The 21,813-nt window shown below is 63.3% G+C and carries 16 protein-coding genes; 10 read left to right on the top strand and 6 right to left on the bottom strand.

What is annotated here, in order from left to right; genetic code table 11:
* Window positions 1-2: 2 nt before the first annotated feature.
* Together ACQKPZ_RS05395 and glgX are read left to right on the top strand one after the other, a co-directional pair.
* Window positions 3-251, top strand: a complete 249-nt coding sequence (locus ACQKPZ_RS05395; protein WP_391135162.1) for a DUF2934 domain-containing protein — start codon at window positions 3-5, stop codon at window positions 249-251.
* A gap of 156 nt (window positions 252-407) precedes the next feature.
* Complete coding sequence (gene glgX / locus ACQKPZ_RS05390) at window positions 408-2,561, top strand: glycogen debranching protein GlgX (protein WP_427535949.1); 2,154 nt, start codon at window positions 408-410, stop codon at window positions 2,559-2,561.
* Between the two features lie 38 nt (window positions 2,562-2,599).
* On the opposite strand, the gene ACQKPZ_RS05385 is transcribed toward glgX, so the two are convergent.
* Window positions 2,600-2,725 carry a hypothetical protein gene (locus ACQKPZ_RS05385; protein WP_391135168.1) on the bottom strand — a complete coding sequence of 42 codons (126 nt, stop codon included), beginning with the start codon at window positions 2,723-2,725 and terminating at the stop codon, window positions 2,600-2,602.
* Between the two features lie 189 nt (window positions 2,726-2,914).
* On the opposite strand from ACQKPZ_RS05385, the gene ACQKPZ_RS05380 reads away from it, so the two are divergent.
* Complete coding sequence (locus tag ACQKPZ_RS05380) at window positions 2,915-3,991, top strand: autotransporter domain-containing protein (protein ID WP_427535947.1); 1,077 nt, start codon at window positions 2,915-2,917, stop codon at window positions 3,989-3,991.
* Window positions 3,992-4,108: 117 nt separating this feature from the next.
* Here ACQKPZ_RS05380 and glgB read toward each other — a convergent pair whose 3' ends face one another.
* The 3 genes from glgB to ACQKPZ_RS05365 form a co-directional block, all read right to left on the bottom strand.
* On the bottom strand, window positions 4,109-6,319 hold the full coding sequence (glgB, locus tag ACQKPZ_RS05375) for a 1,4-alpha-glucan branching protein GlgB (RefSeq protein WP_427535945.1): 2,211 nt from the start codon (window positions 6,317-6,319) through the stop codon (window positions 4,109-4,111).
* Window positions 6,320-9,637, bottom strand: a complete 3,318-nt coding sequence (treS, locus tag ACQKPZ_RS05370; protein ID WP_427535944.1) for a maltose alpha-D-glucosyltransferase — start codon at window positions 9,635-9,637, stop codon at window positions 6,320-6,322.
* Window positions 9,638-9,805: 168 nt separating this feature from the next.
* Window positions 9,806-11,824, bottom strand: a complete 2,019-nt coding sequence (locus tag ACQKPZ_RS05365; protein ID WP_427535943.1) for an alpha-1,4-glucan--maltose-1-phosphate maltosyltransferase — start codon at window positions 11,822-11,824, stop codon at window positions 9,806-9,808.
* A gap of 140 nt (window positions 11,825-11,964) precedes the next feature.
* Between ACQKPZ_RS05365 and ACQKPZ_RS05360 the strand changes: the two genes are divergently transcribed.
* Window positions 11,965-12,126, top strand: a complete 162-nt coding sequence (locus tag ACQKPZ_RS05360) for a hypothetical protein (protein WP_427535942.1) — start codon at window positions 11,965-11,967, stop codon at window positions 12,124-12,126.
* Window positions 12,127-12,217: 91 nt separating this feature from the next.
* Window positions 12,218-12,508 carry a hypothetical protein gene (locus ACQKPZ_RS05355; RefSeq protein WP_427535941.1) on the top strand — a complete coding sequence of 97 codons (291 nt, stop codon included), beginning with the start codon at window positions 12,218-12,220 and terminating at the stop codon, window positions 12,506-12,508.
* A 95-nt stretch (window positions 12,509-12,603) separates the two neighbouring features.
* Here ACQKPZ_RS05355 and ACQKPZ_RS05350 read toward each other — a convergent pair whose 3' ends face one another.
* Window positions 12,604-14,286 carry an AMP-binding protein gene (locus tag ACQKPZ_RS05350; protein WP_427535940.1) on the bottom strand — a complete coding sequence of 561 codons (1,683 nt, stop codon included), beginning with the start codon at window positions 14,284-14,286 and terminating at the stop codon, window positions 12,604-12,606.
* A gap of 321 nt (window positions 14,287-14,607) precedes the next feature.
* Here ACQKPZ_RS05350 and ACQKPZ_RS05345 point away from each other — a divergent pair, with 321 nt between their 5' ends.
* Genes ACQKPZ_RS05345 through ACQKPZ_RS05330 form a run of 4 tightly spaced genes read left to right on the top strand, consistent with a single transcriptional unit; the run spans window position 14,608 to window position 20,166 of the window.
* Window positions 14,608-15,771, top strand: coding sequence for an isovaleryl-CoA dehydrogenase (locus ACQKPZ_RS05345; RefSeq protein WP_016711544.1), 1,164 nt, complete (start codon window positions 14,608-14,610; stop codon window positions 15,769-15,771).
* Window positions 15,772-15,790: 19 nt separating this feature from the next.
* Window positions 15,791-17,398 (top strand): carboxyl transferase domain-containing protein, encoded by a 1,608-nt coding sequence (locus ACQKPZ_RS05340; RefSeq protein WP_427535939.1) that lies wholly within the window; start codon window positions 15,791-15,793, stop codon window positions 17,396-17,398.
* Between the two features lie 3 nt (window positions 17,399-17,401).
* A complete protein-coding gene (locus ACQKPZ_RS05335; RefSeq protein ID WP_427535938.1) occupies window positions 17,402-18,217 on the top strand; it encodes a gamma-carboxygeranoyl-CoA hydratase in 816 nt (271 codons plus the stop codon).
* Window positions 18,214-20,166, top strand: a complete 1,953-nt coding sequence (locus ACQKPZ_RS05330) for an acetyl/propionyl/methylcrotonyl-CoA carboxylase subunit alpha (protein WP_427535937.1) — start codon at window positions 18,214-18,216, stop codon at window positions 20,164-20,166. The genes ACQKPZ_RS05335 and ACQKPZ_RS05330 overlap by 4 nt, the downstream gene beginning before the upstream one ends.
* Window positions 20,167-20,349: 183 nt before the next feature.
* Here ACQKPZ_RS05330 and ACQKPZ_RS05325 read toward each other — a convergent pair whose 3' ends face one another.
* A complete protein-coding gene (locus tag ACQKPZ_RS05325) occupies window positions 20,350-21,003 on the bottom strand; it encodes a LexA family protein (protein WP_427535936.1) in 654 nt (217 codons plus the stop codon).
* A gap of 130 nt (window positions 21,004-21,133) precedes the next feature.
* Here ACQKPZ_RS05325 and ACQKPZ_RS05320 point away from each other — a divergent pair, with 130 nt between their 5' ends.
* Complete coding sequence (locus tag ACQKPZ_RS05320) at window positions 21,134-21,445, top strand: DUF6124 family protein (RefSeq protein ID WP_391135204.1); 312 nt, start codon at window positions 21,134-21,136, stop codon at window positions 21,443-21,445.
* The last annotated feature ends 368 nt before the right edge of the window (window positions 21,446-21,813 follow it).

Below are 21,813 nucleotides of genomic sequence, written 5' to 3'. Positions count from 1 at the left end.
TCATGATGAGTGTCGATGAAAAGCGTATTCGCGAATTTGCCTACCAGATCTGGGAGTCCGAGGGTAAGCCCGCCGGCGAGGAAGAGCGCCACTGGGACATGGCCCGCAAGCTGGCCGAGGCTGAGGCGTTGGCACCCAAGGCAGCGCCGCGCAAACGGGCGCCGGCCAAGCCCAAGGCAGCAGCAGCGGCTGCTGAAAAACCCGCTGCCGTGAAAAAGCCCCGGGCGGTGAAAAAGCCTACTGCTGGTTAAGCCTGCTCTGGCCTCTTCGCGGGTAAACCCGCTCCCACAGGGACCGCACAGGTCATGAAACTTGTGCAGTACCTGTGGGAGCGGGTTCACCCGCGAAGAGGCCGGTGCAGGACTGCATCACTCCCTCCCTTCCACCACGGCCACCAGAGGATTGCCATGAGCCCCCGCACCCCAAAGAAAACCCGCTCAGTTGCCCCATCGCGCATCCGCGAAGGCCTGCCCTTCCCCCTTGGCGCCACCTGGGATGGCCTTGGGGTGAATTTCGCCCTGTTTTCGGCCAACGCCACCAAGGTCGAGCTGTGCTTGTTCGACTCCACCGGCGAGCAGGAAATCGAACGCATCGAACTGCCCGAATACACCGATGAGATCTACCACGGCTACCTGCCCGACGCGCATCCCGGGCTGGTCTATGGCTACCGTGTCTACGGCCCCTACGAGCCGGAGAATGGCCACCGCTTCAACCCCAACAAACTGCTGATCGACCCCTATGCCAAGCAACTGGTCGGCAGCCTGAAATGGTCCGAAGCCCTGTTCGGCTACACCATCGGCCACCCTGACGGCGACCTGTCGTTTGACGAACGCGACAGCGCACCCTTCGTACCCAAATGCAAGGTGATCGACCCGGCCTTCACCTGGGGCCGCGACCAGCGCGTGCTCATCCCGTGGGAGCGCACGATCATCTACGAGGCGCATACCCGCGGCATCAGCATGCGCCACCCGGCTGTACCGGAAAAACTGCGGGGTACCTTCGCTGGCCTGGCCAATGACGAGCTGCTCAAGCACATCAAGGAACTGGGCGTTTCCAGCATCGAACTGCTGCCAATCCACGCCTTCGTCAACGACCAGCACCTGCTGGACAAAGGCTTGAACAACTACTGGGGCTACAACAGCATCGCCTTCTTCGCCCCCCACCCGCGCTACCTGGCCAGCGGCAAGATTGCCGAGTTCAAGGAGATGGTCGCGCACCTGCACGACGCCGGGCTGGAGGTGATCCTGGATGTGGTCTACAACCACACCGCCGAAGGCAACGAGCGCGGCCCCACCCTGTCGATGCGGGGTATCGACAACGCCTCGTACTACCGCCTGATGCCGGACGACAAGCGCTACTACATCAACGATTCCGGCACCGGCAACACCCTGGACCTGAGCCACCCCTGCGTGCTGCAACTGGTCACCGATTCGCTGCGCTACTGGGCGGGTGAAATGCACGTGGACGGCTTCCGCTTCGACCTGGCGACCATCCTTGGCCGCTACCGCGAGGGCTACAGCGAGCGCCACGGCTTCCTCGTCGCCTGCCGCCAGGACCCGATGCTGAGCCAGGTCAAGCTGATTGCCGAACCCTGGGACTGCGGGCCCGGGGGCTACCAGGTGGGCAACTTCGCCCCGGGTTGGGCCGAGTGGAACGACCGCTTCCGCGACACCGCACGCGCCTTCTGGAAAGGCGACGAAGGCCAGCTGGCCGACTTTGCCGCACGCATGACGGCATCAGGCGACATGTTCAACAACCGCGGGCGCCGGCCTTACTCCTCGGTCAACTTCATCACCGCCCACGACGGCTTCACCCTGCGCGACCTGGTGTCTTACAACCACAAGCACAACGAAGACAACGACGAGAACAACCAGGACGGCACCGACAACAACCTGTCGTGGAACTGCGGCGTGGAAGGGCCGACCGACGACCCGGGCATCAACGCCCTGCGCATGCGCCAGATGCGCAACTACTTTGCCACCCTGCTGCTGGCCCAGGGCACGCCGATGATCGTCGCCGGCGACGAGTTCAGCCGTACCCAGCACGGCAACAACAATGCCTACTGCCAGGACAGCGAGATCGGTTGGGTCAACTGGGACCTGGACCAGGACGGCGAAGAACTGCTGGCCTTCGTCAAACGCCTGACCCGTTTGCGCCTGGCCTACCCGGTACTGCGCCGCTCGCGGTTTCTGGTGGGTGACTACAACGAAGCCATCGGGGTCAAGGATGTGACCTGGCTGGCGCCGGATGGCAGCGAAATGAGCGTGGAGCAATGGGAAGACCCGCACGGGCGTTGCCTGGGCATGCTGATCGACGGTCGCGCGCAGGTCAGCGGCATTGCTCGGCCTGGGGCCGAGGCAACGGTATTGCTGATCGTGAATGCCCACCATGACATTGTGCCGTTCAAGCTGCCGGCTGTGCCTGAAGGCGAATACTGGAGCTGCCTGGTCGATACCGACCGGCCGGAGCTGCGCAAGGGGCAGCACCTGCCATTCGACAGCACCTTCGAGGTTAAGGGACGCTCGATGCTGCTGATGGTGTTGCAGCACGAGGAAGACTGAGTCACCTGCCAGTGGCAGTGCGGGTTAAGTGCTAGCAATCATTCTTCATAGCCGGGGCGCGTCAAATAGCGAACCCGGCTATGCCCTCCCTGTTTGCTCAATAAATCAAAGGTTTGAGCCATGCCACGAAGCGTGAACAGATTCTTCACGCTTTCTTGACGCAAGCGCCGTCCTCTCCTTAGCTGAACATTATCTAGCAGTAAAGATCTCGCGCCGGGCCTCTAGCTCGCGCCTTTGTGCGCGCTTGCGAAGGCTGGCGTGCTGGTTTGGGTCGCCCACTGTTTTTGCCGTACAGCTCGTGACAACAGGCCAGGTCCTCGGGCTGTACCCCACAAAAACAAAGGAGATCCGCCATGAAATGCACCTCGAACCCCTTGCGCTTCGACAGCATTTTCTACGCGGTTTCCACGTCGCTGCTTCTGGCAACCCCGGTGGAAACGTTCGCGTACGAGCTGCAAGGTGACCCCACCTCGCCCGGTTTCTTGCAGCAGCCTGCGCTGGCGCAGATGTCGCTCGACCCGGTCAGCGCCAGTGGTATCAACATTGGCACGCTCAATGCCTTTTCGCAGAAGATGAGCGAGCGCCACGGGCAGGCGGCACCGGACCTGGTTGCCAGCCAGTGGGCACAGTTTTTCCCCACTACTTCGCGCAATGGCGCGCAGCCGCCAGAGCAGCTGGAGGCGCCCAGCCAGCAACTGATGATCGGCCCGGACCTGTTCGTGCGTGAAACTGCAGCGGGCAATGTGCATCGTGCGGGGATTTTCGTGGGGCACAATAACTTGCAGAGCAGCTTCAACGGCATGCGCCCGCTGCTGGGCGACAAGCAGCGCAATGCCGTGAACCTGAGCGGGGAAAGCCTGGGCGTTTACTGGAGCATGACCCATGAACAGGGCTGGCACCTGGACGCGGTGGCCATGGGCTCGCGCATCGACGTGCTGGGCCGTGGCGAAAACGGCCAGCGCCTGGACGACAACGGCCATGCAATGACCTTCTCGGTGGAGGGCGGCTACCCGATCCGCCTCGGCGGCAACTGGGTGATCGAGCCCCAGGCACAGTTGATCAACCAGCAGTTCTTCCCCGGCAACCAGGTGCAGGAAGAAACCTTGCAGGCCTTCGACAGCCAGCCGAGCTGGAGCGGCCGGGTGGGTGCGAAATTGTCCGGGCGCTATGAAGTCCGCGGCATGCCCATCGAACCCTATGTGCGGACCAACGTGTGGTACGACTTCAGCAATGCCGACGAGGTGAAGCTGGACCAGGTCGACAAGATCTCCAGCTCGCGCTATTCGACCACGGTGGAACTGGGGTTGGGGCTGGTGGCGCGGGTGACGCCTTCGGTGGCCTTGTTTGTGAGTGCCGATTACAGCAGTGATGTGGATGACAATGATTTGAACGGGTTGATTGGCAGCCTTGGGGTGCGGATGCGGTGGTAGGCAGGCCCGGCCCTTTCGCGGGCACGCCCGCTCCCACAGGGACCGCACAGCGTCTGAAACTTGTGCAATACCTGTGGGAGCGGGCATGCCCGCGAAGAGGCCGGTACAGGCTACCAATCAGGCCGGTTTCATTATCAGGACCCCAAGCGGCGGCAAGTTGAGCGCCAACGACAGTGGCTGCCCATGGCTGGCTACAGCCTCACTGGCCACCGCCCCCAGGTTACCCATGTTCGACCCGGCATAAAGCTCGGCATCACTGTTCAACAACTCCTGCCAACGCTCACCAAACGGCACGCCGATCCGATACCCCTCACGCGGCACCGGGGTAAAGTTGGCCACCACCAGCACCGGCTCGCCGCTGCTGCTCCAGCGCAACCAGGCATACACACTGTTCTGCGCGTCGTCCCCAATCAACCACTGGAAGCCCTGCGGCTGGCAGTCCTGCTCATGCAGTGCCGGTATGTCGCGGTACAGCCGGTTGAGGTCGCCGACCAGTCGCTGCACACCTTGGTGCTCAGGGTACTGCAACAGGTACCAGTCCAGTTCGCTGTCATGGTTCCACTCACGCCACTGGCCGAACTCGCAGCCCATGAACAACAGCTTCTTGCCCGGGTGCGCCCACATGAAGGTGAGGTAGGCACGCAGGTTGGCGAACTTCTGCCAGCGGTCGCCGGGCATCTTGTCGATCAGCGAACGCTTGCCGTGCACCACTTCATCGTGGGAGATGGGCAGGATGAAGTGCTCGGAATAGGCGTAGATCAGCCCGAAGCTCATCTCGTTGTGGTGGTGGGCGCGGTGCACCGGGTCGTTCTGGATGTAATGCAGGGTGTCGTGCATCCAGCCCATGTTCCACTTGTAGGCAAAGCCCAGCCCGCCCTGCTGGGTCGGCTGGCTTACGCCCGGCCAGGCGGTGGACTCCTCGGCGATGATCAATGCACCCGGGGCCTCGTGAGCGGCCACGCCGTTGAGGTGGCGGATGAAGTCGATGGCTTCGAGGTTCTCGCGCCCGCCATGGCGGTTGGGTACCCATTCGCCGGCTTTGCGCGAATAGTCGCGATACAGCATCGAAGCCACCGCATCGACCCGCAGGCCATCGATGTGGAAGTGCTTCAGCCAGTGCAGGGCAGAGGCCATCATGAAGCCGCGCACTTCGTTGCGGCCAAGGTTGTAGATAAGCGTGTTCCAGTCCTGGTGGTAGCCCTCCAGGGGGTTGTCGTATTCGTACAGGGCAGTGCCGTCGAAACGCGCCAGGCCGTGTTCGTCCGTGGGGAAATGCGCCGGCACCCAGTCGAGCAGCACACCAATGCCGCCCTGGTGGCAGGCATCGATGAAGGCGGCGAAATCCTCGGCACTGCCATAGCGCGAGGTGGGCGCGAACATGGACAGCGGCTGATAGCCCCAGGAGCCGCCAAACGGGTGCTCCATGATTGGCAGCAGTTCGATATGGGTAAAGCCCAGTTGCTGCACATAAGGCACCAGGCGTTCGGCCAGTTCGCGCCAGTTGTAATAGCGCCCGACTTCGCCCGCTTCATCCAGCTCGCAGCGCCATGAGCCGGGGTGCAGCTCGTAGATCGAGAGTGGCGCGTTGTAGGCATGGCGCTGCGCGCGCTGTGCCATCCAGTCGTGGTCCTGCCAGTCGTGGCTGAGTGCATTGGCAACCTTGGATGCGGTGCTCGGCGGCAATTCGGTGGCGCGGGCCAGCGGGTCGGCCTTCAACGGCAGAATCCCGCCCTTGCCCAGCACCTCGAACTTGTAGGTTTCACCCACACCCAGGCGCGGCACGAACAGCTCCCACACCCCGGCACTGTGGCGCAGGCGCATGGGGTGGCGGCGGCCATCCCAGTTGTTGAAGTCACCCACCACCGACACCCGCCGGGCGTTGGGTGCCCACACCGAAAAGCACACGCCGGCAATGCCATCGACCTGGACCGGCTGGGCGCCAAAGCGCCCGGACAGGTCGCGATGGTTGCCTTCGGCGAACAGGTGCAGGTCCATGTCACCCAGTTGCGGGCCAAAGCTGTAGGGGTCTTCGGTGACTTGCTCGCCACCCGCCCAGCCGACCTGCAGCAGGTATGCCTGTGCATCATCCAGGTGCGCGGTGAACAAGCCCGGTACACCCCCCTGCACCATTTCGGCCAGCACGCGCCCATCATGGCGCGCCAGCACCCGGGCACTCAGCGCATCGGGCAGGAAGGCGCGGATGAACACCCCGCCCGCCCCGTCGCCATGAGGGCCTAGCACTGCAAAGGGATCGGCGTGCTCGGCGCGGGCCAGGGCATCCAGGTCCCGTTCCCGAAGGCCGCCGTTTTCACGCGTTGTAGCATTCATCTATGACTCTCCCCAGGTACTGATCAGTCCATGCAGGCCATGCAAAGGCACGGCCAGCCAGCTTGGACGGTTCTCGGCTTCGTATGTAATTTCGTAGGCGGCTTTTTCCAGGCAGAACAGTTCCAGTGCGGCGCGCTCGCCCTCGGCCTGTTGCCAGGCGTGGGGCATGGCGGCGGTGGCCAGGCCATAGGCTTCGACGAAGGCGTGGCGCGACTGGTGCAGGTACTGCCGGGCAACCCGCTGACGTGCCTGGCGCGCCGGGCCGGAAAGGTCGACCGCAGACGCGCTGCGCAGAATCATGGCAGCAGCATAGTCGAAGGATCGCAGCACGCCGCTCACATCCTTGTACGGGCTGTGTTTTGCCCGGCGCTCTTGGAGTGGCCGGGACGGTTCGCCTTCGAAATCGATCAGGTAGGCGTCGCCCTGCACCACCAGCACCTGGCCCAGGTGGAGGTCGCCGTGCACGCGCATCAGCAGGCCGCCCTGGGCCTGCCCGGCAAGGTGGCTGATGTGCTGGGCCAGGCCGTCGCGCTGTTGCTGCAAGTCGTCGACCAGGGCCTGGCTGTCACTGTCGAGGTTGTCGCGGTGCTGGGCCAGCAGATCGAGGGCATGGGTCAGTTCGGCGCTGATCTGCGTGGCCCAGCGCTGGCTGTCGTCGGCATCGCTGGGGCGCGGCCGGAACGCTTCATCGTCGGTAGGCGCCGCCAACAGCAGGTGCATCTCGCCCAGGCGCTGGCCAAGCAAGGCGGCGAAACCGCTGAGTTCGGCCAGCGCATCGGTGTGCACTTCGGCATCCTCGGCGGTGGCTTCCATCTGGTCGCGGATGGCCCGCTCCAGGGTGTTCTGGGTCCAGGCCCAGGCGTCGCCCTGGTTGTTCAGGTAGCCCTGGGCAATCATCAGCAGGTGTGGCGCGTGTTGTTCGTCCACCCGGCTGACCCAGGCCAGCAATGGCGAGATATTGGCAAAGCCGGCGGCGGTCAGGTAGGCGCTCATTTCAAGCTCGGGGTGGATGCCCGGGTTGACCCGGCGGATCAGCTTGAGCACCACCCGGTCGGCGATCACCACCGAGCTGTTGGACTGCTCGGCGCTGAGGTAGCGCACTGTGCTTTCATCATTGAGCGCAAGGGCTGCCAATTGCCCGGTGCTTTCGAAACGCAGTTCTCCTTCGCCGTTACCGCATGGCAGGCGCATACCCTCCTGGCAGGCACGCAGCACTGCACGAATGAAGGGTTCCAGAACGAAGGCGTCGGTGATCAGGCCCACCTGATGGGCACGGCGCACCCGCGACAGGGCCAGTTGCTGCGGCAGCGCGGTGTTGATGTCTTCCTCGCGCAGCAGGCCGAACGGCAACTGGTAGCGGTTGGCCGTGCCATCGCTGAGCACTTCGATTTCGCTGAGCAGAACCGGTGTGGTGGCGGTGCCGAAGCGCACGCCGTAGCACAACCGCACGGCGTCGATCGGCCCTTCTTTGCCAGCGAACCAGCGCCGCTTTGGCAAGTACTGCGGCAGGATGCCGGTTTCCAGGATATCGCTGGACGGTGCTTCCAGCAGTTCTTCCATGCGTTTGCGCAACACCAGCGTAGTCAATTCGGGTAACCCCTCGGTGGCCTGGACGTGCCAACTGGGCATGCGGTCGTGCGAAGCCAGCAGGAACCAGTAGAAGGCATAAGGTGGCAAGGTGAGCAGGAACGGCAACTGGCCAATTGGCGGGAAGGCGCTGCCGCCGAGCATCTCAACCGGTACTTTGTCGGCGTAGTGTGACAATTCCAGTTCTGCGGCCTGGGCAGCGCGGGAAACGTTGGCCACGCAGAGGATGACCTCGGTATTACCGTCGGCATCGGTGTACTCGCGGATGTAGGCGAGGATGCGCCGGTTGCTGGGTGTGAGGGTGCGCAGGCTGCCGCGGCCAAAGGCCTTCTGCTGCTTGCGCACCGCCAGCATGCGCCGGGTCCAGTTGAGCAGCGAGTGCGGGTCGTGGCTTTGGGCTTCGACGTTGACGGTCTGGAAGCCGTACAGCGGGTCCATGATCGGCGGCAGCACCAGGCGCTGCGGATCGGCGCGGGAAAAGCCGCCGTTGCGGTCCGGCGACCATTGCATGGGCGTGCGTACGCCGTCGCGGTCGCCCAGGTAGATGTTGTCGCCCATGCCCAACTCGTCGCCGTAGTAGAGGGTTGGCGTGCCGGGCATCGACAGCAGCAGGCTGGTGAGCAGCTCGATACGCCGACGGTCACGCTGCAGCAGCGGCGCCAGGCGCCGGCGGATGCCTAGGTTGATGCGGGCGCGGCGGTCTTCGGCGTAGTAGTTCCACAGGTAGTCGCGCTCGCGGTCGGTGACCATTTCCAGGGTTAGCTCATCGTGGTTGCGCAAGAAGATCGCCCATTGGCAGTTGGCCGGAATTTCCGGCGTCTGGCGCAGGATGTCGGTGATCGGGAAGCGGTCCTCCATGGCCAGGGCCATGTACATGCGCGGCATCAGCGGGAAGTGGAAGGCCATGTGGCATTCGTCGCCCTCGCCTTCGCCAAAATAGGGACGGGTGTCTTCGGGCCACTGGTTGGCCTCGGCCAGCAACATGCGGTCGGGGTAGTTGGCATCGATTTCGGCGCGAATCGCCTTGAGCACCTCGTGGGTTTCGGCGAGGTTTTCGTTGTTGGTGCCGTCGCGTTCGATCAGGTAGGGGATGGCGTCCAGGCGCAGGCCATCGACGCCCAGGTCGAGCCAGAAACGCATCACATCGATCACCGCCTTGAGCACCTGCGGGTTGTCGAAGTTGAGGTCGGGCTGGTGCGAATAGAAGCGGTGCCAGAAGTACTGGCCGGCGACCGGGTCCCAGGTCCAGTTGGACTTTTCAGTGTCGAGGAAGATGATGCGCGTGCCGTCGTATTTCTGGTCGTCGTCCGACCACACGTAGAAGTCCCTTGCCTTGCTGCCACGCTTGGCATGGCGGGCGCGCTGGAACCACGGGTGCTGGTCGCTGGTGTGGTTGATGACCAGCTCGGTGATGACACGCAGGCCGCGCTTGTGAGCCTCGGCGATGAAGCGTCTGGCGTCGGCCAGGCTGCCGTAGTCAGTGTGCACGGCCTTGTATTCGGCGATGTCGTAGCCGTCGTCGCGCCGTGGCGAGGGGTAGAACGGCAGCAGCCACAGGGTGTTGACGCCCAGCTCGGCAATGTAGTCGAGCTTGCTGATAAGGCCGGCGAAGTCGCCGATGCCATCGTTGTTCGAATCGAAGAACGACTTGATGTGCAGCTGGTAGATAACGGCGTCCTTGTACCACAGCGGGTCGTCGATGAAGGCTGCCGGGCGGGAACGCTTGGCCATGGGTGACTCCTTTCTGTGCTCGGTTCAGCGCGGTCACCTGTAGGAGCGGCCTTGCGTCGCGAAAGGGTCGCAGAGCGACCCCGGCAATCATGCGTGATACGCAAATCCTGGGGCCGCTTCGCAGCCCTTTCGCGACACAAGGCCGCTCCTACAGGGGATCGCGCCGCGTTAACGGGCCTTTTCGATACGCCAGATACCAAACGGCAGGTGCCAGGGCTCGATGCGCATGAACTGGGTCTTGCCGTACCACGACCAGCGGTGGCCGTTCATCAGGTCTTCGCCGTGGGTTTCGGCATTGTCGTCCAGCCCAAGCTCCCACAGCGGCAACTCGAAATGCGCCTCCTGGGCGTTGTGCGGATCGAGGCTGATCGCCACCAATATGAAGTTGTCGCGCTCGGGCGTGCGCTTGGCGAAGTACAGGATGTTGTCGTTCCAGCAATTGAAGAACGCCACCCCCAAGTGGGTTTGCAAAGCACGGTTCTGCCGGCGAATGCGGTTGAGCTGGGCGATCTCGGCAATGATGTTGCCGGGCTGGGTGAAGTCCCGTGGGCGGATTTCGTACTTTTCCGAATCCAGGTATTCCTCCTTGCCCGGCAGCGGCGTGCCTTCGCACAGCTCGAAGCCCGAATACATGCCCCACAGGCCCGAGCCCATGGTGGCCAGCGCGGCGCGAATAAGGAAGCCGGCGCGGCCAGAGGTGTGCAGGAAAAACGGGTTGATATCCGGCGTATTGACGAAGAAGTTGGGCCGGTAGCACTGGCTCCACGGCGGCTGGTTGAGTTGCTCGTAGAATTCGCGCAGTTCCTGCTTGGTGTTGCGCCAGGTGAAGTAGGTATAGCTTTGCGCGTAGCCGACCTTGCCCAGGCGCGCCATCATCGCGGGCTTGGTGAATGCCTCGGCCAGGAAGATCACATCCGGGTAGCGAGCGCGCACATCGGCGATCATCCATTGCCAGAACGGCAGTGGCTTGGTGTGCGGGTTGTCGACGCGGAAGGTTCTGACGCCCTCCTCCACCCAGCCAATGATCACATCGCGCAGGGCCAGCCACAGGCTGGGCACCGCGTCGGGGGCGTAGAAGTCGACGTTGACGATGTCCTGGTACTTTTTTGGCGGGTTCTCGGCATAACGGATGGTGCCGTCGGGGCGCCAGCTGAACCAGCCCGGGTGCTCCTTGAGCCAGGGGTGGTCTTGGGAGCACTGGATGGCAAAGTCGAGGGCGATTTCCAGGCCATGCTCGGCGGCGGCGGCCACCAGCCGGCGAAAATCGTCGCGGCTGCCCAGTTGCGGGTGGATCGCGTCATGGCCACCTTCGGCACTGCCGATGGCATAAGGGCTGCCTGGGTCGCCCGCCTCGGCCGTGAGCGCGTTGTTGCGGCCCTTGCGGTGCTGCATGCCAATGGGGTGGATAGGCGGGAAGTACAGCACGTCGAAGCCCATGTCACGGATCATCGGCAGGCGTTCGTGTACATCGTTGAAAGTGCCATGACGTTTGGGGTCGTCAGTGATCGAACGCGGGAACAGTTCGTACCAACTGGCGAACTGCGCAGCCGGGCGATCGACATCGACGGGGAATTCGCGGCTGCGGGCCAGGTAGCTACGGTGCTCGGCTTCGCTCATCAGGCGCGCCGTAGTGGGGTCGAGGAACAGCGCCACCTGGTCGTCTGTGCCCAGCGTGGCAAGGCGTTGCTGCGTGGCCTGCAACTCTTCGCGCAGGGCGCCGTGGCACAGGTCGATCCCCTTGCCCAGCATCAACCGGCCCTCTTCCAGCTCCAGCGTCACCTCGACACCGGCGTGGTACTTTTTCTCCAGGTCATGGCAGTAGGTAGCGTAGGGGTCGACCCAGGCTTCGATGCTGAACAGGTGTGGGCCCAGCTCGGTCGGGGTGAAGTCGGCCAGCCACAGGTCGTTACCCGGCGACTGCATGGGCACGCAATGCCAGCGCCGGCTGTTGGCCTGGCGCCAGTTGAGCATCACGGCCAGGCGGTCGTGGCCATCGCAATAGACCTTGCTGCTGACGGCCACCGGCTGGCCGCTGATGGCCTTGGCGGCGAAGGTGCCGGCTTCGAGTACAGGTTGGGTGTCTTCGATCACGATACGCGGCGCCAGCAGCGCCTGGGACAGACCAATGGCCTGGTCTGTGTGATCGTTCGCCATGGGCACGCTTTCAAAGGGCTCGTTACGTGACATCGACCTTGCTCCCTCAGGCTGGTGGCGGTAAGGGTTCAGAGCCGGGCACAGGCGTGGGGTTCAAAAAAATTGAGCGAACGGCAGCTGCCAGCGGTCACAGCCTGCAGCACCTCTTCAATCCACCCACGCGAGGTCAGGCAATGAACATTCCCATTCCACCGGAGACACCCGACCCCAACATCGACGACCCGAGCTTGCCGCCGCCCGTGCCCGAGGAAGACCCGGACGAGCTGCCGATCAAGCCGACTGTGCCGCCGACGGTGGGGGATCCGCCGAGTGATGAACCACCGGTGAATGCTTAAGGGTAGACGACGGCACCTGATATTTTTGCCAGTTGGCAGTTACTTGCTCGCGCGCAACGATTGAGCTCCTTTAATCCCCGGAGTGCGAGCTATGAGCGATACCCTCAAAGACTTCAGCGATGTCGTCAAAGAAATGATGGGCGACCCATCCAAATTCGACCCGTCGAAACCACTGAATGAATTAAAAATCGATCTGACGAAATTTGAAACCTACTGTGACAACAACCTTCAGGACGGGTATGAGAGCGTCATCAATTCCGGAGCAGTGAGGCTGGCAATGATCCGAAAGGTTTTGGAGGAACTTTGGCAACTGAAAGCGTTGCAGGGAAAGACGGTGGCTGAACTGGCGGATGAGGCCAACACATACCTTAAAAACATGTGACCCTGCGTGAGCACCTCACTGCGAGACGTGCTGCGCCGGACGCACATTCGGCGCAGCACGTTGGGGTGCGAGAAGAACCTGCAGAGCAGGCCCCGTCAGCCACCGGAATAAGCTGAAATTTCAGTCGCACCGATCTCCCGCATCCTGAACTTCTGCACCTTACCCGTCACCGTCATCGGGAACTCGTCAACGAAGCGGATATGCCGCGGCACCTTGAAGTGGGCAATGCGTGACTTGCACCAGCCCTGCAACTCTTCGACCGTGGCGCTGTGCCCTGGGTGCAGCTTGATCCAGGCGACGATCTCCTCACCGTAGCGGCTGCACGGAATACCGATTACCTGCGCATCGGCCACGGCCGGGTGGGTGTAGAAGAATTCTTCCAGCTCACGCGGGTAGATGTTCTCGCCGCCGCGAATGATCATGTCTTTGTTGCGCCCGACAATGCGCACGTGGCCATGCTCGTCCATCACCGCCAGATCGCCGGAGTGCATCCACCCTGCCGGGTCGATGGCATCTGCCGTGGCTTGGGGATTGTCCCAGTACCCGAGCATCACGCTGTAGCCGCGGGTACACAGTTCGCCGATCTCGCCGCGCGGGACGATGCAGCCGTCGGTGTCCACCAGTTTGTTTTCCAGCTGTGGCTGGGTGCGGCCGACGGTGGTCACGCGCAATTCCAGCTCGTCGTCCGGCCCTGTTTGCAGCGACACCGGGCTGGTTTCGGTCATGCCGTAGGCAATCTGCACTTCGGCCATGTGCATCTGGTCGATGACCCGGCGCATTACCTCGATCGGGCAAGTGGCACCGGCCATGATGCCGCTGCGCAGGGTCGACAGGTCCATGCCCTGGCGGGCCGGGTGGTCGAGCATGGCAATGAACATGGTCGGCACGCCGTACAGGATGCTGGCGCGCTCCTCGGCGACGGCGCGCAGGGTGAGCTCGGCGTCGAAGGCGTCGTTGGGGTAGATCATGGTGCTGCCGTGGGTGATGCAGCCAAGGTTGGCCATGACCATGCCGAAGCAGTGGTATAGCGGTACGGGGATCACCATGCGGTCGTGTGCGGTCAGGCCCAGGCTTTCGCCGACCATGAAGCCGTTGTTGAGGATGTTGTAGTGGCTGAGCGTGGCGCCCTTGGGCGCCCCGGTGGTGCCTGAGGTGTACTGGATGTTCACCGGCTGGTCGAACTGAAGGCTCTGCTGCCGGGCGGTATAGGCCTCGTTCGAGGTTTGCCCTGCCCGCTCGGCCAGCGCTTGCCAGGGCAGGAAGCCGGCAGGTGGGTTGGCGCCCAGGCTGATCACACCGCGCAGGTCCGGCAGGCGCTCGCAAGCCAGTTCACCTGGCATGGCGCACGCCAGTTCCGGCGCCAGTTCCTGGACCATGGCGTGGTAGTCGGACGTTTTGAACGCATCGGCGCACACCAGCCAGCGGCAGCCGGACTGGCGCAACACGTATTCCAGCTCGCCCACGCGATAGGCGGGGTTGATGTTGACCAAAATGGCGCCGACCTTGGCACTGGCCAGTTGCAGGATGCACCACTGGGCGCAGTTGGGTGACCAGATGCCGACGCGGTCGCCGGTGTTCACGCCCAGGGCCATCAGCGCGCAGGCATGCACTTCGACCTGTTCGGCCAGCTGGCGCCAGCTGTAACGCAAGCCTTGGTGGCGCGACACCAGCGCCTCGCCGTCGGCACAGCGGGCTACGGTGGCATCGAAGGCCTGGCCGATGGTCTGGGTCAGCAAGGCTTGGTCCTGACGACCGCGGGTATAGCTCGGTTGACTCATGGGTGTCCCTTCTTGTGGTTGTTCTGGGCACGGCTGAAGCAGCGGGAATACTCTGGCGCAGATTTACGTTTACGTAAAGGTGACGATTGGATTGACAGTCACTTCACTCAGGTTTACGTTAACGTAAAGGTGATGAACAACACCGACCCTCAGGCATGACGCCGAACCCTGTGGGAGCGGGCGTGCCCGCGAATGCGATCATTCAGGCAATGACGGTGGCCCTGCTGATGCATTCGCGGGCACGCCCGCTCCCACAGGGTCCGGCGACAGCTCCTTGAGCTACGGTGTAACCCAATTTCAAGAACAAGAAGGTGCCCCAGCATGCATTACCCCTCCCTGAACTTCGCCCTGGGCGAAACCATCGACATGCTTCGCGACCAGGTTCGCGCCTTCGTCGCGACCGAACTGGCCCCACGCGCCGCGCAAATCGACCACGACAACCTGTTCCCCGCCGACATGTGGCGCAAGTTCGGCGACATGGGCCTGCTGGGTATCACTGTTTCGGAAGAGTACGGCGGCGCCGGCCTGGGCTACCTGGCCCACGTGGTGTCGATGGAAGAAATCAGCCGTGGCTCGGCCTCGGTGGCACTGTCGTACGGCGCTCACTCCAACCTGTGCGTCAACCAGATAAACCGCAACGGCACCCACGAGCAGAAACTCAAGTACCTGCCGAAGCTGATCAGCGGCGAGCACATCGGCGCGCTGGCCATGAGCGAGCCCAACGCGGGCTCCGATGTGGTGTCGATGAAACTGCGCGCCGAAAAACGCGGTGACCACTACGTGCTCAACGGCAGCAAGACCTGGATCACCAACGGCCCAGACGCCAACACCTATGTCATTTACGCCAAGACCGACCTGGACAAGGGCCCGCACGGCATCACAGCCTTCATCGTCGAACGTGACTGGAAAGGCTTCAGCCGCAGCAACAAGTTCGACAAACTGGGCATGCGCGGGTCCAACACCTGCGAGCTGTTCTTCGACGGCGTGGAAGTGCCGCAGGAGAACATCCTCGGCCAGCTCAACGGTGGCGTACGCGTGCTGATGAGCGGCCTGGACTACGAGCGCGTGGTGCTGTCCGGCGGCCCGACCGGCATCATGCAAAGCTGCATGGACCTGGTGGTGCCCTACATTCATGACCGCAAGCAGTTCGGCCAGAGCATCGGCGAGTTCCAGCTGATCCAGGGCAAGATCGCCGACATGTACACCCAGCTCAATGCCAGCCGTGCCTATCTCTACGCCGTGGCCCAGGCCTGCGACCGAGGCGAAACCACCCGCAAGGACGCCGCCGGGGTCATCCTGTACACCGCCGAGCGTGCCACGCAAATGGCCCTTGAAGCGATCCAGATTCTGGGCGGCAACGGCTACATCAACGAGTTCCCGGCTGGGCGCCTGCTGCGCGACGCCAAGCTATACGAGATCGGTGCCGGCACCAGCGAAATCCGCCGGATGCTGATTGGCCGCGAATTGTTCAACGAAACCCGCTGAGCACAAGGGACGGGCGCACATGGCTACCTTGCACACCCAGATCAACCCGCGTTCGGCAGAGTTCGCCGGCAACAGCGCGGCCATGCTTGAACAGGTCCAGGCCCTGCGCGGCCTGCTGGCCCAGGTGGCCCAGGGCGGCGGCCCCAAGGCCCAGGAGCGGCACACCTCACGGGGCAAGCTGCTGCCACGCGAGCGTATCGACCGCCTGCTGGACCCGGGCTCGCCATTCCTCGAAATCGGCCAGTTGGCCGCCCATGAGGTGTACGGCGAAGACGTGCCGGCTGCAGGCGTGATTGCCGGCATCGGCCGCGTGGAAGGCGTGGAATGCATGATCGTGGCCAACGACGCCACGGTCAAAGGCGGTTCGTACTACCCGTTGACGGTGAAAAAGCACCTGCGCGCACAGACCATCGCCCTGCAAAACCGCCTGCCGTGCATCTACCTGGTGGATTCGGGCGGCGCCAACCTGCCGCGCCAGGACGAAGTGTTCCCCGACCGCGAGCATTTCGGGCGGATCTTCTTCAACCAGGCCAACATGAGCGCGCAAGGCATCCCGCAGATTGCCGTGGTGATGGGCTCGTGCACGGCGGGCGGTGCCTATGTGCCGGCCATGGCCGACGAAGCGATCATGGTGCGCCAGCAGGCGACCATTTTCCTGGCCGGCCCGCCACTGGTAAAAGCCGCGACGGGTGAGGTGGTAAGCGCTGAAGACCTCGGCGGTGCCGATGTGCACTGCCGCACCAGCGGCGTCGCCGACCATTACGCAGACAACGATGAACATGCCCTGGCCATTGCCCGGCGCAGCGTGGCGAACCTCAACTGGCACAAGCTGGGCAAGCTGCAACGCCTGGCCCCGGTGGCGCCGCTGTATGCCGCAGAGGAGCTGTATGGCGTGGTGCCGGCCGATGCCAAGCAACCGTTCGACGTGCGTGAGGTGATTGCGCGCCTGGTCGATGGCTCGGTGTTCGATGAGTTCAAGGCGCTGTTCGGCACCACCCTGGTGTGCGGCTTTGCCCACCTGCATGGCTACCCGGTGGCGATCCTGGCCAACAACGGCATCCTGTTTGCCGAAGCCGCGCAAAAAGGCGCGCACTTCATCGAACTGGCCTGCCAGCGCGGCATTCCGCTGCTGTTTTTGCAGAACATCACCGGTTTCATGGTTGGCAAAAAGTACGAAGAGGGAGGCATCGCCAAGCATGGCGCCAAGCTGGTGACTGCTGTGGCCTGCGCCCAGGTGCCCAAGTTCACGGTGATCATCGGCGGCAGCTTTGGTGCCGGCAACTACGGCATGTGCGGCCGGGCCTACGACCCGCGCTTGCTGTGGATGTGGCCCAACGCGCGCATCGGCGTGATGGGCGCTGAACAGGCCGCCGGGGTGCTGGCCCAGGTCAAGCGCGAGCAAAGCGAGCGCAGCGGCCAGCCCTTCAGTGCCGAGGACGAGGCCCGGCTCAAGCAGCCGATCCTCGACCAGTACGAGCACCAGGGCCACCCCTACTACTCCAGCGCCCGCCTGTGGGACGACGGCGTCATCGACCCGGCGCAAACCCGTGACGTGCTCGGCCTGGCGTTGTCTGCCGCGCTGAACGCACCGATCGAACAGAGCCGCTTCGGCATTTTCCGGATGTGACCCATGAGCGATTTCAGCACCCTTGAAGTGACTCGCGACCCACGCGGCTTTGCCACCCTGTGGCTTAGCCGCGAGGAGAAGAACAACGCCTTCAACGCGCAGATGATCCGCGAGCTGATCGTGGCCATCGACCAGCTGGCCGAAGACACCGGCCTGCGTTTTGTGCTGTTGCGTGGCCGTGGCCGGCACTTCAGCGCCGGTGCCGACCTGGCCTGGATGCAGCAGTCGGCGCAGCTGGACTTCAACACCAACCTGGATGACGCCCACGAACTGGGTGAGCTGATGTACGCCCTGCACCGCCTCAAGGCCCCTACCCTGGCCGTGGTGCAAGGGGCAGCCTTTGGCGGCGCGCTGGGCCTGATCAGCTGCTGCGACATGGCCATTGGTGCCGAAGACGCCCAGCTGTGCCTGTCGGAAGTACGCATCGGCCTGGCCCCGGCGGTGATCAGCCCGTTCGTGGTCAAGGCCATTGGTGAGCGCGCTGCGCGCCGCTACGCCCTCACTGCCGAGCGTTTCAGCGGTGTACGGGCCCGCGAGTTGGGCCTGTTGGCCGAGGTGTACCCGGCCAGCGAACTGGACGCGCAGGTCGAGGCCTGGGTGAACAACCTGCTGCAGAACAGCCCGCAAGCGTTGCGCGCGACCAAGGACCTGCTGCGCGAAGTGGACGACGGCGAACTCAGCCCGGCCCTGCGCCGCTACTGCGAAAACACCATCGCCCGCATCCGCGTCAGCGCCGAAGGCCAGGAGGGCCTGCGCGCCTTCCTGGAAAAACGCCGCCCCGCCTGGCAAACCGATGACAAGAAGGAGCCGCGCCCATGAGCCGCCCCGTTTTGACCACCCTGCTGGTCGCCAACCGCGGCGAAATCGCCTGCCGGGTCATGCGCACCGCCAAGGCCATGGGCCTGACCACCGTCGCCGTGCACAGCGCCACCGACCGTGACGCCCGCCATAGCCGCGAAGCGGACATTCGTGTCGACCTGGGCGGCACCAAGGCTGCCGAAAGCTACCTGCTGGTCGACAAGCTGCTGGCCGCTGCCAACGCCAGTGGTGCCCAGGCCATTCACCCGGGCTATGGTTTCCTGTCCGAGAACGCCGGCTTCGCCCGCGCCATTGAGCAAGCCGGGCTGATCTTCCTCGGCCCACCGGCCAGCGCCATCGACGCCATGGGCAGCAAGTCGGCAGCCAAAGCGCTGATGGAAGCTGCCGGGGTGCCGCTGGTGCCGGGCTACCACGGCGAAGCGCAGGACCTCGACACTTTCCGCGCAGCTGCCGAACGCATTGGCTACCCGGTGCTGCTAAAGGCCAGCGCGGGTGGCGGCGGCAAGGGCATGAAAGTGGTCGAGGACGAGAGCCAACTGGCCGACGCCCTGGCCTCGGCCCAGCGTGAGGCGCAGTCGTCGTTCGGCGATGCGCGCATGCTGGTGGAAAAGTACGTACTCAAGCCGCGTCACGTGGAAATCCAGGTGTTTGCCGATCAGCACGGTAATTGCCTGTACCTCAACGAACGCGACTGTTCCATTCAACGCCGCCACCAGAAAGTGGTTGAAGAAGCCCCTGCCCCGGGCCTGTCGCCTGAACTGCGCCGGGCCATGGGCGAGGCAGCGGTGCGCGCTGCCCAGGCCATCGGCTATGTGGGCGCGGGCACTGTGGAGTTCCTGCTCGATGCCCGTGGCGAGTTCTTCTTCATGGAGATGAACACCCGCCTGCAAGTGGAGCACCCGGTCACCGAGGCCATCACCGGCCTGGACCTGGTGGCCTGGCAGATTCGCGTGGCCTGCGGCGAGGCGCTGCCGATCACCCAGGAGCAGGTGCCATTGATCGGCCATGCCATCGAAGTACGGTTGTATGCCGAAGACCCGGCCAATGAGTTCCTGCCCGCCACTGGCAAGCTGGCGCTGTACCGTGAATCGGCACCTGGCGAAGGCCGGCGGGTGGACAGCGGGGTCAGCGAAGGCGACGTGGTGTCGCCGTTCTACGACCCGATGCTGGGCAAGCTGATTGCCTGGGGTGAAAACCGCGAACAGGCGCGCCTGCGCTTGCTGGCCATGCTGGACGAATTCGCCATTGGCGGGCTGAAGACCAACATCGCCTTCCTGCGGCGCATTCTGGCCCACCCGGCGTTTGCGGCGGCAGAGCTGGATACTGGCTTCATTCCACGCCACCAGGACGTGTTGCTGCCGGCGCCACAAGCGCTACCGGCCGACTTTTGGGAAGCGGCGGCCGAGGCGTGGTTGCAGGGCCAGGCTGGACACCAGCGGGATGACGACCGCAATTCGCCGTGGGGGGAGCGCAATGGCCTACGCCCGGGCCTGCCGGCACGCAGCAGCCTGCATCTGGTGAGCGGCGGGCAGAACCAGGCGGTAGCCCTGGAGCGCAGCGCTGCGCCCACCTGGCAGCTGGCCGACGAGCATCTGGTGCATGACCAGGCAGGTGTGCGCCGCCAGCACTTGGCGATCCGCCGTGGTGGCACGCTATACCTGAACTGGGAGGGTGAAATGCATGCCATCGAGGCTTTCGACCCGATTGCCGAGGCCGAGGCCAGCCATGGCCATCAGGGCGGTTTGGGTGCGCCCATGAACGGCAGCATCGTGCGTGTGCTGGTGGAGCCGGGGCAGGTGGTTGAAGCGGGTGCGGCGCTGGTGGTGCTGGAGGCCATGAAGATGGAGCACAGCATTCGCGCACCGCATGGCGGGACGGTGAAGGCGCTGTTCTGTCAGGAAGGGGATATGGTCAGCGAAGGGACGGTGTTGGTCGAACTGGCCGAGTAAAGTAAACACCAACCCTGTGGGAGCGGGCGTGCCCGCGAAGAAGGCGACGCAGTGCATGGCACCGGCTTTGCCGGTGTTCGCGGGCATGCCCGCTCCCACAGGGACCGCGCAATGTTTGAGGTCTGCGCCGTACCTGTGGGAGCCCGGCTTGCCGGCGATGGGCTGCGCAGCAGCCCCGGCAATCTAGAATGCCCCGTGCATCCGCACGACCACACCCAGAAACTCGCAACCCTCTTCACACAGGATTGTCGGATAGCGCGTATTCAACGGCTTGAGCATCTTGTCGCCACCCTCCTCGACCAACTGCCGCAACACCGCAGGCCGCCCCGGCTGCCGGGCAATTACCAACCTGCCGGGTTCGGCCGGCAGGCCAGTGTCCACCAGTACGCGCATGCCCTCAGGCACACTCTTGCCGCTGGCCGCATTCATCGAATCGTTTTCCACCATCAGCCAGAACGCATTGCCGGCTGGCATGTAGTCCGTCTGTTCGTGGGCTTTGCCCGCCTCGGGTAATGGCCCCTGCAAGTCGGCCCAAGCCAATACCGGGAAACGAAAGCTGGCATAGAGCAGCGCTTCACCTGAAACCGGCTGCTCGACGGCATAGCGGCCAGGTGCCTCACGTACGATGTCACGTTCTACCACCATGACTTGTGCTTCCAGAAACACCAGGCCAAGTTTTTCGAGCTTTTCGTTGATGGTTTCCAGCGTCGGACGCCGCGTGCCGCGCAGCCAATGCCCCACGCCACCCTGAGTCATGCCTAGGCGTTCGGCCAGCTTCAGCTGGCTGAGGTTGTGTTCGCGCTTGTAGCGCTTGAGAAATGCGTTCCAGTTTTCCATGAGCGGCAACAATACGGACTGTATTACCCGCAGCAATACACAATCTGAATTATTTATTTGAGCATAGTCAGTACAGATTGACCTATCCTCTGATTCCAGTGTGTTTGAAGGGAAATCAGAAGGTATCGCGATGAAACCACCGAAAAACGACGAAACAGATCTCGACAGCGAAGCCGCCCGCCGCGCGCTCGACTACTACCTAAACCCCAAGCCCCAACGCCCCACCCTGGACAACAAGATCTGGACCCTGCACGAGAACGTCACGGGCGACCAGGCCCAGGAACATGCCATCGCCCTGTTGCGCTGCGCAGCTGCCACCGCACAGGAAACTGCCGCCCACCAGCACGGCAGCCAGCGCGAGCTGACTTACGCATTGATGCACATGATGGACATGGCCCGCGCCCTGCTGGAGCACAAGCGCGCCGCAGACCCGGATTTCTGAGTAGAAAGAAGGGAGAGAACGTGATGGCCGGGAACGGCAGAGGCCCCGATTGCCGGGACAAGGAAGCGCATCGGTAAAACTTTTTTACCGAATTGACGAAAATTCATTTGACTGGCAAATGATAACGATTATTATTGCACTCAGCTGATCGCGAGATCTGCTGGATAACCTGAAGCTTAGGTCGCTCTCAGATTATCTCCTCATCAGGCTAATCACGGTTTTTGACCCGGCTTTTTGCCGGGTCTTTTTTTTGGCTCTTCAGGCTAATGAAGATCGTGATGGCGCGCATGATAGCAAAGGTGTTTCAGGGCGTGAACGCTCATTACAAAACTTTGCGGAATCAGCACTTGAGAATCAATCTCGTTTCG

The organism is Pseudomonas sp. NPDC089547 (genome assembly GCF_050280665.1).
In the GTDB taxonomy this organism is placed as follows: Bacteria; Pseudomonadota; Gammaproteobacteria; order Pseudomonadales; family Pseudomonadaceae; genus Aquipseudomonas.
This window is presented reverse-complemented; position numbering and strand designations above follow the sequence as displayed.